Below are 13,553 nucleotides of genomic sequence, written 5' to 3'. Positions count from 1 at the left end.
CAGGCAATGATTCCGGGCCATCGGGTCTATCGCGAAGCCCTGCCGCTGGATACGGTTGAAACATGGAAACGCGGTGCACGCGCTCCTCCAAACCAACCGAAAAAATGAACTCCGACACTCCATCCAAAGTCATCCTGATCACCGGCGCCAGCAGCGGCATCGGCGAAGCCGCCGCCCGCCTGCTTGCCCGCAAGGGCCACCGCCTGGTCATCGGCGCGCGCCGCACCGACCGGCTCGAAGCGCTGGCCGCGCAACTCAATGCCGAGGGCGGCACGGTGGAATTCACCTCGCTCGACGTGACCGACCTCGAAGACGTCCGCGCCTTCGCCGGAGTCGCGCTGGAGAAGTTCGGTCGCATCGATGTCATCGTGAACAACGCCGGCCTCATGCCGCTCTCCCCGCTGGAAGCGCTCAAGGTCGACGAGTGGAACCAGATGATCGACGTGAACATCCGCGGCGTCCTGCACGGCATCGCCGCCGCGCTGCCGGTGATGAAGAAGCAGGGCTCCGGGCAGGTGATCAATGTCTCCTCGATCGGTGGCCATGCCACTTTTCCCACGGCGGCGGTTTATTGCGCCACGAAGTATGCGGTGATCGCGATCTCGGAAGGCCTGCGCCAGGAGAACACCGACATCCGCGTGACGGTGATCTCGCCCGGCGTGACCACCTCGGAACTGGCCCACACCATCACCGATGAAGGCGCGGCCAAGGCGATGGACAGCTTCCGCGAAGTCGCCATCCCTGCGGATGCGATCGCCCGCGCGATTTCCTTCGCGATCGACCAGCCGGAGGATGTTGATGTGAGCGAGGTGATCGTGCGGCCGACGGCGAGTGCGTATTGAATGGAGGGCGGGCGCATCGGCCCCATCTTCGGTTGTGTTAGAAGGACGGCTCTACCGCTGGGAGCGCGGAGCCACCGGCCCGCAGAACGGTCCAAGCGGCGACGAGAGCGAGGAGAGTCTGCAGCAAGGCAACGGCGCTACCTATACACCCCGCGTGAGATATCCGGCAGCAAGGGATGCTTCTGCGGGCCGGTGGCTCCGCGCTCCCAGCGGAAGAGCCATCGCGTTGACCAGCCCTCAGCGTCCTTCACGGCAGCAAGCTGCCTGCCGAAGGCTGCGGCGAGCCGCAGCGCTCCAAGGCCGCTGCGCGGCTGCAAGCCCACAAAAAAGCGGCCATCCCTTCCGGGATGGCCGCTCATTACCCGTTCCCATTTCAGGGAACTTCTTCTACCCGATAGAAGGCTTTGGTCGGCGGCGGGGCCGGATCGCTGAAGATCTGCGTCGCCACTCCGGTGACAGGCGCGCCGACGATGGCGAAGTCATTGCCCAGCGTGGTGCTGCGCATCAGGCGGTAGCTCTTGGCCGGGACCAGGTTGATCGCGGAGAGTTCGAAGGCCGCGCCATTGAAGCCGCTGGAAGTCACCGTGACTTCTGCGGTCACCGGGAAGCTGCTGCTGTCGCTGGGATTGGTGCCCGCTGCCAATTCTTGGGCATTGGTGAACTCGTCTCCGTCCGGATCACCGTCGGCGCCATTGGCACCGGTGCCGCTCTTGGGATCGAGGCGATTGGCCAGTTCCCAAGCGTCCGGCAGGTTGTCGCTGTCGGAGTCCAGGCTGTTCGGCACGGCGATGATCCGCAGGTTATCGATTAGCACCCGGCCGCCGGTCTTGTGGCGGACGAAGGCGACGATGTTTCCGGCGGGCGGGGTGCTGCCCGTGACCAGTGCATAAGCCTGGCCAAGGGTGCCGAAGCCGATGGTGGAAACGACGCTCGCATCGCGCAGCTTGTTGATGACGTTGTCCGCATCCGGGCTGCCGGAGGCGGGCAGGATGCTGTTCAGGTTCATCTTCCCGGGAATGACGGGCAGGTCCGTGCCGATGGCGGTGCTGGAGAAGAGCCCGAACTCCACGATGCCGGTCGCGTAGCCGGCGCGGACTCCACCCGCGAGATCGACGAGGTAGGTCGTATTCGCGGCGAAGGGCACGCCGGTGTCCTGCTGGATGTAGCCGTTGATTTCCTCAAGCCCCAGCAACTGGGTGCCCGCGCCGCCGGTCATGCCGATCGAGGCGATGTTTTCCACGAAGCTGTCCGCCAGCGCCGGAGCATTCACCAGGGTCCAGTTATCCGGCACGCCCTGCTGGAAGGTGGCCGTGGCGGGGAGCTCGAAGCTGGGGTTGGTTACCGCCACCTGAGTCTGCACCGATCCGGCTTGGGTGGGATCGGTGCCGAGCAGGAATTCCCAGCGATCGGTGACTCCATCGCCATCGGTATCGGCGGAGTTCGGGTTCGAGGCCGGGGTCACTCCGGCCGCGTAGGTGTCCTCGGGATTTTCGAGGTTGTCGGGGATGCCGTCATAGTCGCTGTCCGGATTGAGCGGGTTGGTGCCGCGGGCCCCCGTGCCGCCCCAGGTGCCGGCCAGGTCTTCCGCGCCATCGGGAATCGTATCGTCATCCGAGTCGGCATCCTGCGGATCGGTCTTGCGGGTGAATTCGGCGAGGTTCGGCGAGAGGTCGATGTCGGGATCGCCATCGGCCCCGTTGGCGACGTTCACGCTGCCATCGTCCAGCGGGTTGAGGGAATGCGTCACTTCCCAGCCGTCGGGAAGACCGTCGAGGTCGGTATCGATCTTCGAGCCATTGGTTCCCAAGACCAGCTCCTCGTCGTCCAGCAGGCCGTCGGCGTCGCTGTCGATGCTGATCGGGCTGGTGCTGTCCACCCCGCCGTTGTATTCGTCGATATTGAGGACGGTATCGTTGTCGGGATCGCCGGCGGGACCGTTCTTGATATCGGTGGTGCCGTTGTCGTTTGGATCCAGGCCGTAGTTGGTTTCCCAAGTGTCGGGCAGGCCGTCGGTATCGGTATCCACGATCGAACTCACGTCGGTGCCGACGATCTGGATGGCATTGATCGGGGCGCGGGCCGGATTATTGCCCGCCTCATCCACACGGATGTAGAAGGAAGGCGCGGTGAGGCCGCTGAAGACGGTGTAATTCCCGGGAGCGGAGGTCCCGATCACGCGGGTGAAGACGGGATTGGCCCCCCAGTTCGAATTGTCGATCATCTCGACGCGGCCGGTGAGATCGCCACCGAGGCCGGGATCGCCGTTGACGGGACTCGCGGGATTGGTCGCCGCCAGCCAGACCTTGGTCGCGCGGTTGCCGGTGCCATCGTCGCCGTCGGAATAGATCACCACGCTGTAGGAAGTGAGGCCCTTCGCGGCCATCCAGGTGTCCATGCCGGTCAGCAGCATCTGTGGCTTGTCATCGCTGGCGCCGAAGATGCCGTCGAAAGGAGCCGTGATCGCGGCCCCGTTCGAGTCGAGGTAGCCCTTCATGAGCTTGTGGTTGCCGCCGAGTGCCGGAGTCGCGTCGGTGACCCAGAGGGCGGTGGCATCCCACTTCATGGTCACCGCGGTGGCGGTGCCGGTGTTGTCGCTCAGGGTTCCCGGGTTGCCCCAGCGGCCGCGGTTGTTCCAATTGGTATGCTCGAAGCCCGGGGCTCCGGCAGTTTCCGCGGCACCGAGCAGATAGGCCGGGTCTTCCGAGAAATTGACACCAATCGGGAAGTCCGTGGCCGAAGCGAGGCCGGCACAGAGGGGGATCGTGAAGTGGATGGCAGCGAAAATCTGCCGACGGAGGTTCCTTGTCTTGGGTTGGGTTTCTTTCATGGTCGTGACGGGGTCACTATGGGTTTCACCCCCGGCAGAGGCATCGGGGTTAAGCGCCTCTGGTATCCCGGGAATAACTGTGCAGCGTATGGACCTTTTCCGATTCTGACCACTACCCGAGGAGGTAGAAATCCCCCCACCGCGCCTGCCGCGCGATTCGCATTCGATTTCCTTTCCCACGCAGGTCCGGGTATGCTGGAACGCGGTGGTTGCCAGAAACCCATGCCAGCGAGCGACCAGACCCCGGGCCTCACACTTCTCTTGCGCCGGGCGCTTGCGGCGGGCTGTGCCCTGATCGCGTGCAGTGCCGCTCCGCTGCGTGCCGATGACGCGGAGCTGCCCCTGCTGACCCTCGCCCGCTTCAGCGACTCGGTGGCGAAGGATGGCCGGGAAAACGCGGACTTCCGCCTGGAAGGCAGGGTCTGCGCGGTGAGTGCCGACCGCCGGATGCTGGCCCTGCAGGACAAGTCCGGCACCTTCCTGTTAGAGTGTCCCCGCCTGTCGCCGCAGATCTCCGCGGGGAAGGTGATCACGATCGAAGGCAGGCGCAGCACGCTGTTCCGCAGCCGCTTCGCGATCCGGCTTGATAGCGGGCCGCTGATCGAGATCGACGGGCATCATGCGACGATCAAGCGGAGCGCATCGATCCATCTGGAGGCGGGCCTGCAACCGCTGCGGGTCGAATGGTTCAACGGCCTCAACCTCGCCGAACTGGGACTCGAGTACGAAGGGCCCGGCATCACCCGCAGCGAGGTGCCCGCTTCTTCTTTCTTCTACGATGCTGAGACCGGAACGCCGCAGCCGGGGCTCCGCTACGAGGTCTATCTGCAGGATTGGTGGCTCGATATCGCCGATATCGACGGCTTGGAAGCGGTCTCCGCCGGAGTCGTCGCGGATCTCGACATCCGCGTGCGTCCGCGGCCGAATCAAGTGGGGCTGAGCTTCGCCGGGGAATTGCGGATCCCGGAAACCGGCCTCTACACCTTCCATCTCAGCTCGGACGATGGCGCACGTCTCTACCTCGGGAAGCCGCATATCGAAATCTCGCTGCCGTCTGCGGAAGAGATCATGCCGGAGGTCAAGCCGTGGAGCGCGGCGGTCCCGCCCGGCAGCGGTGCCTGGGTCGGCGCGGAGGGCACGGTGACCTTTGCAGGCGGGGTGGAAGGGCGGCTTGAACTCGACGTCACCGGGCGGGATGACTCCTTCCACATCACCGTGCTGGATCGCAAGGATTTGGACCCGCAGGAATTGCTGCACCGTCATGTGAAGGTGCAGGGGGTGGGGCGGGCGGAGGGGATTCTTGTCATCGATGGCCCGGGCCTGGCATTGACCGGTGATCGGTCGGGCCAAGCGGAGCTGCTGACGCGCGCCGGGCAAGTCCGCCGCCTGCAACCGGAGGAGGCGCGCAAGGGGCTGCGGGCGCAGATCCGCGGCGTGGTCACCATGTCCTCGCAGAACGTGGTGGTGCTCGAGGACACGAGCGGGGGCGTCTTCGTGATCTATTCGGCAGCGGGCGGTGAAACCCAGCCGCGACCCGGGGAACTCTGGGAGATCGAGGGGAAGACCGATCCCGGCGACTTCTCACCCATGCTCTATGGCGAGCGCGCCCGCTACCTGGGCAGCGCGCCGATGCCCGAAGCGGCGCGCCCGACTTGGGAACAGATCGCCAGCGGCAGCATGGATGCCGAACTGGTGGAGATCGAAGGGGTGGTCGTTTCGGCGAGCCTTTCCCAGATGGTGCTGCTGACGCGGGACGGCCGGGTACTGATTCGCGACATTCTCTCCTACCCGCTGCCGACCCACGCCTTGAGCGAGGCCGAGCTCAGGGCGCTACCCGGCAGCGTGGTCCGCATCCGCGGCGTCTTCACCGCGAATTGGGACAACAGCGGGCGGGTGAATGCAGGCATCTGCCAACTCGGCAATGCAACGATGTCCGTGGACGAGCCGGCACCCGAGGATCCCTTCGCGGCGGAGCCGATCCGCGCTTCCGATCTGTTGCTCTTCACTTCTCATCCCAATGTCTTCAAGCGGGTGAAGGTGACCGGCGTGGTGCTGAACGCGCGGCCGCCGGAGTATTTCCTCTCCGATGATGCGCGCGGCTTCCGGATCGTCGGCAGCGAGGGGGTCCCGCTGCGGGCCGGGGACCGGGTGGAGGCGACCGGCTTCCCGCGCCTCGGCGGACCATCGCCGGTGCTGATGGAGGCCCAGGTGCGGCGGACCGGAGGTGCCGCGCTGCCGGAGCCGAAGGCCGTGCCGAGCACCGACCTTTTGAATCCCAGGCTCGACGCGACCCGCGTGAGCGTGGAGGCGACCTTGCTCAGCGACACGCTGCGCCTGGACGAGCGCGTGCTGGAAATGCAGGCCGGAGACCAGCGCTTCGTGGCGCGCCTTGTCGCGCCGGAGGGAGAGGTGAAGCCGATCGAGCGCGGCAGCTTGTTGAGACTGGTCGGGACCTACGCCAGCGCGGTGTCCGGCAGGCCCGCCGCCACCGCGGAACCCTTCGAACTGCTGCTGAACAGCCCCGAGGATTTCGTCATCCTGCAGCGCGGCCCGTGGTGGACCCTGCGCCACACCATCTTCGCCATCGCGATCCTTTCCGGCGGGCTCCTGCTCGCGCTGATGTGGGTCCTGCTGCTGCGCCGCACCGTCGCCCAGCGCGGCAAGCAGCTCGCCGCGGAGATCGAGGAACGCCAGACCGCCGAACGCTATCACGCCATGGAGATGGAGCGCACCCGGGTCGCGCAGGACCTGCACGATGAGCTCGGCTCCGGCCTGACCGAGGCCGGCATCCTGACCTCGCTGGTGAAGAACCCCGGCGTGCCGGCGGAGAAGAAGGCGGGCTACCTCGACCAGCTCGCGGAGGTTTGCCAGGCGCTCGTCACGGGGCTGGACGAGATCGTGTGGGCGGTCAATCCGCGCTACGATTCGGTGGCGGACCTTGCCGGATACTTCTCGCTCTTCGCGCAGCGCTTCCTCGGCTTGGTCGGGATCAATTGCCGGCTCCAGATCGCGGAGTCGGTCGCGGAACATCCGCTGGATTCCCACGTCCGCCATGATATCTTCCTCGCCTTCAAGGAAGCGCTCAACAACATCGTCCGCCACTCGCAGGCCCGCGAGGTGCGGCTGGCCATCGGTGTCGAGGACCGCATCCTGAAGGTCTCGCTCGCCGACGATGGCCGCGGCCTGGATCCCGCCACCGCCGCGCCGGGTAGCGACGGGCTTGTCGGGATGAAGGAAAGAATGGAAAAGCTCGGCGGCAGTTGCCGGGTTACGAGCAATCCCGGCGGCGGCACCGTCGTCGAATTCAGCCTGCCACTCGAAAGGAAGACCCCATGAGCATGACCAAGATCGGCATCGTCGAAGACAGCAAGACCACCCGCGAAGGGCTGGCCACCATCATCGACCTTTCGCCGGACTTCCGCTGCGTCTGCGTCTGCGACACCGCGGAGAAGGCGCTGGTGCAACTGCCCAAGCACGCACCGGAGGTGGTGCTGATGGACATCCAGCTTCCCGGCATGTCGGGCATCGAATGCGCGGCCCGCTTGAAGAAGCTGCTGCCGGAAGTGCAGATCATCATGGTCACGGTCTACGAAGACCCGGACCGCATCTTCAGCGCCTTGCGCAACGGGGCCTCCGGCTATCTCCTGAAGCGCGCCGCTCCCGACCAGGTCATCGCCGCGATCCGCGATGTCCAGCAGGGCGGCGCGCCGATGAGCGGCGAGATCGCCCGCAAGGTCATCCTGCATTTCCGCGATCAATCGGCCGCCGCGGAGGAAGTGGAGAACCTCACCGTCCGCGAGCGGGAAGTCCTCGAACTCGTCGCCGAAGGCTTCATCAACAAGGAGATCGCCGACCGCCTCGGCGTGACGGTCGAGGCCGTGCGCTGGCACCTCAAGCGGATCTACGCGAAGCTCCACGTGCGGACACGGACCGAAGCAGCGCTGAAGCTGCGGGGCCCGAAGTAGGGCGGGCAAACCCCTCACGGACGGCTCTTCCCCTGGGAGCGCGGAGCCACCGGCCCGCAGAATGGTCCCCCGGTGAGTTGGCACGAGAAGGCGGGCAGCAAAGCGACGGCACTACCCATAACGACCGCGGCTTGCCCACGGCATCCCGGGCTGCTTCTGCGGGGCAGTGCCTCCGCGCTCCCAGGCGCTGACGCGTCAATCAATGCTTCTGCGACGACATGTTCGTCAGCCGGTCGATATACGCCAGCAGCAGCGCCGAGAGCACGAAGGCCAAGTGGATGAACACCTGCCACATCATCACCTCTCCCTTCATTCGCTCCGCCTCGATGAAGGTCTTGAGCAAGTGGATGGAGGAGATCCCGATCAGGGCGGTGGCGAGCTTCACCTTGAGCACGCCGGCATTCACGTGGGACAGCCACTCGGGCTGGTCCGGATGCTTGTCGAGATTCAGGCGCGAGACGAAGGTCTCGTAACCGCCGACGATCACCATGATCAGCAGGTTCGCGATCATCACCACGTCGATCAGCCCCAGCACGGTCAGCATGATCTTGGTCTCGTCGATTTGATTGGCGGATCCGACCAGGTGCCAGAGCTCGATCAGGAAGTGGTAGACGTAGACGCACTGCGCCACGATCAGACCGAGGTAGAGCGGTGCCTGCAGCCAGCGGCTCAGGAAGATGAAATTGCCAAGGGTGCGATGGCCGGGGAAGAGGCTGCCGCGCTCGGCGACAGGCTTGTCGGGAAGAGAATCCATCCCGTCCTGTGGCGCAGTCGGCCGGTTAGAGGCAATTGGAAAGGCGGGTGGATCTTCCAATTGGGGACAGGCCGGGGAATGAACGGACGGCTCCACCGCCGGGAGCGCGGAGCCTCCGGCCCGCAGAATGGTCCCAGACTGCGATCACCACGAAAAGGAAAGCAGCCAGGCGACGGCGCTCTCCGTGCAGGACTCGCGATGCCCGGCGGCGCTGGTAGCGCAGGCTGCCGCCCCCGGCTGACCTCAAGCACCATCGAAAAATCCGCACCGATCATCGCGAATGCCGATGTTCGCGCGCTGCAAGCTCCACGCGCTCAAGCGTTCTCCCGCCGGATCTCCCGCGAGCCTCTTCTCCGCGGGACCCCGACGCGGCCCCGGATCTTGCCCCCGGGAGCCGCGCTTCCTATCCTGCACCCATGTCGGAAGCGACCTTGGAGCAGACCGCAAACTTGATGGACTACGTGGACCAGGCCCATCGCCGGACCGCGATTCTCGGCAATGGCTACTTCACCGATCTGGCCCGGGACTCGATGAGCCGCGAGCGCTTCGTCCGCTCGCAAAAGCAGTTCTACTTCGCGGTGCGCTACTTCTCGCGCCCGCTGGCGGCGCTGATGGCACGCATGCCGGACTCCGCCTCACGCCAAGGGCTCATCCACAATCTCTCCGAGGAGCATGGCTTCGAGGATGAGGGCGAAGGCGAGCCGGGCTTCGATCCCGCCGTCGCGCATGACCTGACGATCCTCGCCTTCCTGCGCAGCCTCGGGGTCACCGGCCAGGAGATGGCGAAGGAGCGCGACGGCCCGGGCGTCCGCGCCTTCAATGTCGCGCTGATGGGAGCCTGCATGATGGAGCGCGTGGAGACCGCCTTCGGCTGCCTCGGCGTGATCGAATATGCCTTCGCCGACATCTGCGAGCTGATCGGCCGCAAGGTCGTCGCGCGCGGCTGGGTCGCGCAGGATGAACTCGTCCACTACAAGCTCCACGCGCAGATCGACAAGCGCCACGCCGCGGACTTCTTCAAGGTGGTCGACGGCGGCTGGAACCGCGATCCTGCGGCACGGGCGGCGATCGAGGATGGCATCCAACTCGGCCTGCATGTCTTCAACCGGCTCTACGAGGACTTCGACCCCGCAGGAGAATGAATGCCGCCTTCATCATGGCGCGGCTTCCCGCCGCGTGCCTGGCCACCAGCCTTGCCAGTTGCGTCTGCTATCAAAGTCACGTGGAAGCGGACTTCCACGAGCACAATTACACCAACGTCGGCGGGCACCGTGAGATCAACGCGTGGTGGCGGGAGGGCGATGCGAGCTTCAATACCGCGTTGAACCCCGCGCTCATGGCCCATACCGGCAGTGCCGCGGGGGGCGAGATCCGGTTGGGCTTCATCCGGCCTCCGGGAAAGGATGCCAGCGTGGTCGTGGAGGAACTCGCGATGGAGGACCGCCGCGGCAAGCCGGTAGCAGTGGGAGTCGCGCTGCCACTACGCCTGCCGTTCAAGAAGGAAGACTTCCCGATCTGCGGCGTGAAGGACCAAGAGGGTCCGGTGATGAAGCACTATGCCGAATTCACGATCCGGCCCGAGGTCTCGATCGCCGCGGCTCCCTACCGGATCACGCTGCGCGGCTACTACCGCCGCAGCGGCGGGGCGAAGGAGCGGATCGATACCCGTATTGTCATGGATCTGAAGCGGGAACGCGATTTTTCGAGTATCGTGGAATGTTGGCCCTGAACCAAAACACGCATGGACTCCGCTGAAATTCCGAAGCTCCCCGCCGGCCTCGCGCAGGAATTCCACACCCGCGGCGAGTGGCGGCATGGAGTGCGGCTGCTGTGCTTCATCGCGCTCTACCTCGCCGGTGCCGCCGCTGCCATTCATGCGTCGGCAAGCATCACGGCATGGTGGCAGTGGTTCCTGCTCGCGCCGGTCTACCTGTTAGCCGCGGCCTCGCTGCACGGGATCAGCCTTTTCACCCATGAGGCGGTCCACGGAACTCTCTCCCGGAACCGCTTCTGGAACGACCTGTTAGGCGCGGCCTGCGCGATCCCCGTATTGCAGAATTGTTCCGCCTACCGCGTGCTGCATCTGCGCCACCACAGCCACCTCGGTGAGGATGGCGATCCGGACCACTACGCGAACTACACGCGCTGGAGTTGGATGGTCTTCACCATGAATTGGGCCCGGCTGCTCGTCGGCTACCCGGTCTACATCGTCGCGATCCCGATCCTCGGCTTCAAGCACGGCACCGCCAAGGCACGGGCAGGCATCCTCGCCGAGGTCGCGGCGACGGCGCTGGTCATCGGAGCAATCGCCGCATCGCCCTTGCCTGCCGCCTGGTTCGTCCACGGCTGGCTGATCCCGATGCTCTTTATCAACACGATGGTGAACATCCGCGGCATGAGCCAGCACACGCTGCTGGAGCATGCGGACGACGAGATCCGCGGCACCCGCAGCATCCTGACCGTGCCGCTGGTGCGCTTCTTCATGTGCAATGAGAACTACCACCTCGAGCACCACCTCTATCCCGGCGTCCCGTGGCACCAGTTGCCGAAGGTCCACGAGGCGCTGGAAGGCGAGTTGCGGGAGAAGGGCGCGCCCTACATTCCGTCGTATTCCTCCTTCGTGCGGGACTTCGTTCTTGGCAGCCTCAAGCGCAGTCCGCTTGGTTGGCGGCAGCGATGAGTTCCGTTCCGTACGCAGCATGGGCCGCCGAGGCCGCCAAATGGCCGCTCGCCTTCGCGCAGGTGCGGGAAGACCCGCGGCTCGACATGGAGCTGGCCCGCAAGCTCGCACCGGGCGCGACCGTGGTGATGATCGCTTCCGGTGGCGATACCGCCGCCTGCCTCGGGCGTCTGCCGCTGACGATCCACGGCGTGGACATGAATCCGGCGCAGCTCGCCCTGAGCCGGGTGAAGTGGCGGCTGGCCTCGGAATATTCCAGCGATGATGCGGCGGCGATCCTCGGGCACTTGCCGATGAGCCCTTTCGCGCGGGAGGATGCCCTTGGCGGGATCCTGGAGTCGCTCGGTCTGGAGGCGGATGTCTTCGGACCTGCCGACCGGGTCGCGGAGGCGGGTCCCGACCACTGCGGGCGCTACGAACTCACCTTCGCCGAACTCCGCTCGCAGCTCTCACCGTGGAAGGAAGCCATCGATGAAGTGCTGGCCTCGCCCGTGCCGCTGCGGGAGTTCGCGGACAGTCCGCTGGCCGCCGCGCTGGATGCGGCCTTCGCGGAAACGATGTCTCTCACCAATCTGGTGAAGCTCTTCGGCCAGGAGGCGACGCAGAACCCTCGCCAGTCCTTCGCGGAGCACTTCGCCACCCGCACCAAGGAAGTCATCGCGCGGATGTCGCCCCGCTCGAATCCCTTTCTCCACCAGATCCTCGGCGGGAATTTTCACCCCGCCTTCCGCTACGATTGGCTGCAAGCGCCGCATCCGCTGCCGGCGCAGACGCACTGGCATCACGGCAAGATGCAGGACGTGCTGGACTCGCTACCCCCAGCCAGCGCGGACCTGGTGCATCTCTCGAACATCCTCGACTGGCTGTCCCCGGACGAAGCGCGTGAAACGCTGCTCGCCGCACGCCGGGTGATGAAGCCGGGCGCGAGCGTGATCATCCGCCAGCTCAATTCGACCCTCGATATCCCGTCGCTCGAGGCGGGCCTTATTTGGGATGCCGCGCTGGGCCGGGCGATGGAGCGGCGGGACCGCAGCTACTTCTACCCGCAGATCCACGTCGGCCGCGCATGAACATCCTGCGGCTCAGCGGGCAGGTTCCGCCTGGGATGGGCGAGGCGCTGGCGGAATTCGAAAGCGGCTTCAGCTATCCGCTTGGCAGCTCCGGCCGCTTCCGCATCTCGCACGGCGCGGACTACCTGCCCTTCTTCCGCGCGATGGGCGAGCCGGAGGTCCTGATGTTAGAGGATGGCGGCAGCATCCAGGGTGGACTCGCCCGGGTGCAGCGGAGCTTGGAGCTTCGGGAAGGGCAGGGGACCACGCGGCGGATCGCGCACTACCTCTGCGATCTCAAGCTGCGGACGGCGGCACGTGGTTCGCTCGTCTTGCCGCGGCTGATCCGGGCGACCAAGCAGGCGATCGAAAGCAGCGCCTCCGTCTGCTGCTACTGCGTCGTGATGGAAGGCACCGGCAAGCTGCCCACCGACTACACCGGCAGGCTCGGCGTCCCGCGTTTCGAGAAGCTGGGCGAGATCGCGATTCTCCGGATCGAGGCGGGTGGTGAGGCGATTTCTGCCGATCTCTCGCCAGCGGAATTTGAAAAGCTGCGGGCCGCCATCGCGCCACAAGGTTTCAGCGCGCCGGATGCCGATGCATCATTGCGCTCGCTGATGGAACCGCTGCCGCTCGCGATCCCGTCCGGCGATGCCTGCGGGATCGTGGAAGACACCCGGCGCGGCAAGCGGCTCTTCCTCGAATCCGGGGAGGAGATGGTCTCCGCGCATCTCTCGCGCTTCGCCTGCGCCACGCCGCGTGCGGGAGCCGCCCTCCTCCGGATGGCCGCAGCCCGTGCCGGGGCGCTGGGGATGCCCGCGATGTTCGTCGCCGTCCCGCAGCGGGAAGCGGCAGAAATCCTGAGCGGGCTCGCTGGCTTGAAAGTTCTCCTCGCCCCCGCCGTGGTCTACGGTCACGCGCTGGAGCCCGGCCACGACTGGTGGATCGACACCGCGGAGATCTAAAATTCCCGGACGAGCTGTCGAATTCCGACCCCGCCGTTCGTCCATAGGGTGAAGGCAAGGGCAAGCGGCCCGCCCGAGAACCACCACAGCTAAAGCCATGAAACAATACCTGGTAGCGATTCACCACTCCGACGACTACGACCCGTCCACCGAGGGCGAAGCGATGCATCGCGATATCGACGTGCTCAACGAAGAGATGATCGCGGCCGGTGTCAGGGTCTTTGCGGGCGGCCTGGGCAGCGCGAAGTCCCTGCGGGCGCAGCCCGATGGCAAGGTGCTGATCACCGACGGACCTTATCTGGAGACCAAGGAGCACATCGGCGGTTTCTGGATTCTGGAAGCCGCCAGCCTGGACGAAGCGCTGGAATGGGGCCGCAAAGCCGTCATCGCCTGCCGGGCCCCGGTCGAGGTGCGCCCCTTCCACTCGGACCCGAGTGGCGCGGATTGAGGCTGGGGCCGGGGTCTTCCTAG

At 65.7% G+C, this 13,553-nt stretch carries 11 protein-coding genes; 9 read left to right on the top strand and 2 right to left on the bottom strand.

Annotation, left to right across the window (positions count from 1 at the left end; genetic code table 11):
• Positions 1-104 precede the first annotated feature (104 nt).
• The gene (locus tag ABWK72_RS07425) at positions 105-842 is read left to right on the top strand and encodes an SDR family oxidoreductase (RefSeq protein ID WP_367874154.1); all 738 of its coding nucleotides are present in this window, start codon (positions 105-107) and stop codon (positions 840-842) included.
• A gap of 373 nt (positions 843-1,215) precedes the next feature.
• On the opposite strand, the gene ABWK72_RS07420 is transcribed toward ABWK72_RS07425, so the two are convergent.
• Positions 1,216-3,669, bottom strand: coding sequence for a hypothetical protein (locus ABWK72_RS07420; RefSeq protein ID WP_367874153.1), 2,454 nt, complete (start codon positions 3,667-3,669; stop codon positions 1,216-1,218).
• Positions 3,670-3,891: 222 nt separating this feature from the next.
• Between ABWK72_RS07420 and ABWK72_RS07415 the strand changes: the two genes are divergently transcribed.
• Together ABWK72_RS07415 and ABWK72_RS07410 are read left to right on the top strand one after the other, a co-directional pair.
• Positions 3,892-7,005 (top strand): ATP-binding protein, encoded by a 3,114-nt coding sequence (locus ABWK72_RS07415; RefSeq protein ID WP_367874152.1) that lies wholly within the window; start codon positions 3,892-3,894, stop codon positions 7,003-7,005.
• Entirely contained in the window at positions 7,002-7,634 is a 633-nt protein-coding gene (locus ABWK72_RS07410; protein WP_367874151.1) for a response regulator, read from the top strand. The genes ABWK72_RS07415 and ABWK72_RS07410 overlap by 4 nt, the downstream gene beginning before the upstream one ends.
• Before the next feature lie 199 nt (positions 7,635-7,833).
• On the opposite strand, the gene ABWK72_RS07405 is transcribed toward ABWK72_RS07410, so the two are convergent.
• Complete coding sequence (locus ABWK72_RS07405; RefSeq protein WP_367874150.1) at positions 7,834-8,388, bottom strand: TIGR00645 family protein; 555 nt, start codon at positions 8,386-8,388, stop codon at positions 7,834-7,836.
• Positions 8,389-8,804: 416 nt separating this feature from the next.
• Here ABWK72_RS07405 and ABWK72_RS07400 point away from each other — a divergent pair, with 416 nt between their 5' ends.
• From ABWK72_RS07400 to ABWK72_RS07375, 6 genes are all read left to right on the top strand, one after another.
• A complete protein-coding gene (locus ABWK72_RS07400; protein WP_367874149.1) occupies positions 8,805-9,530 on the top strand; it encodes a TenA family transcriptional regulator in 726 nt (241 codons plus the stop codon).
• Positions 9,527-10,117 (top strand): hypothetical protein, encoded by a 591-nt coding sequence (locus ABWK72_RS07395; protein ID WP_367874148.1) that lies wholly within the window; start codon positions 9,527-9,529, stop codon positions 10,115-10,117. Before ABWK72_RS07400 ends, ABWK72_RS07395 begins: the two co-directional genes overlap by 4 nt.
• Positions 10,118-10,129: 12 nt before the next feature.
• Complete coding sequence (locus tag ABWK72_RS07390; RefSeq protein ID WP_367874147.1) at positions 10,130-11,068, top strand: fatty acid desaturase; 939 nt, start codon at positions 10,130-10,132, stop codon at positions 11,066-11,068.
• A complete protein-coding gene (locus ABWK72_RS07385) occupies positions 11,065-12,138 on the top strand; it encodes a DUF3419 family protein (RefSeq protein ID WP_367874146.1) in 1,074 nt (357 codons plus the stop codon). Before ABWK72_RS07390 ends, ABWK72_RS07385 begins: the two co-directional genes overlap by 4 nt.
• The gene (locus ABWK72_RS07380; protein WP_367874145.1) at positions 12,135-13,082 is read left to right on the top strand and encodes an N-acetyltransferase; all 948 of its coding nucleotides are present in this window, start codon (positions 12,135-12,137) and stop codon (positions 13,080-13,082) included. Before ABWK72_RS07385 ends, ABWK72_RS07380 begins: the two co-directional genes overlap by 4 nt.
• Positions 13,083-13,179: 97 nt before the next feature.
• A complete protein-coding gene (locus tag ABWK72_RS07375; protein WP_367874144.1) occupies positions 13,180-13,530 on the top strand; it encodes a YciI family protein in 351 nt (116 codons plus the stop codon).
• Positions 13,531-13,553: the final 23 nt, after the last annotated feature.

The sequence above is a fragment of the Luteolibacter sp. Populi genome, assembly GCF_040801775.1.
GTDB lineage: Bacteria > Verrucomicrobiota > Verrucomicrobiia > Verrucomicrobiales > Akkermansiaceae > Haloferula.
This window is presented reverse-complemented; position numbering and strand designations above follow the sequence as displayed.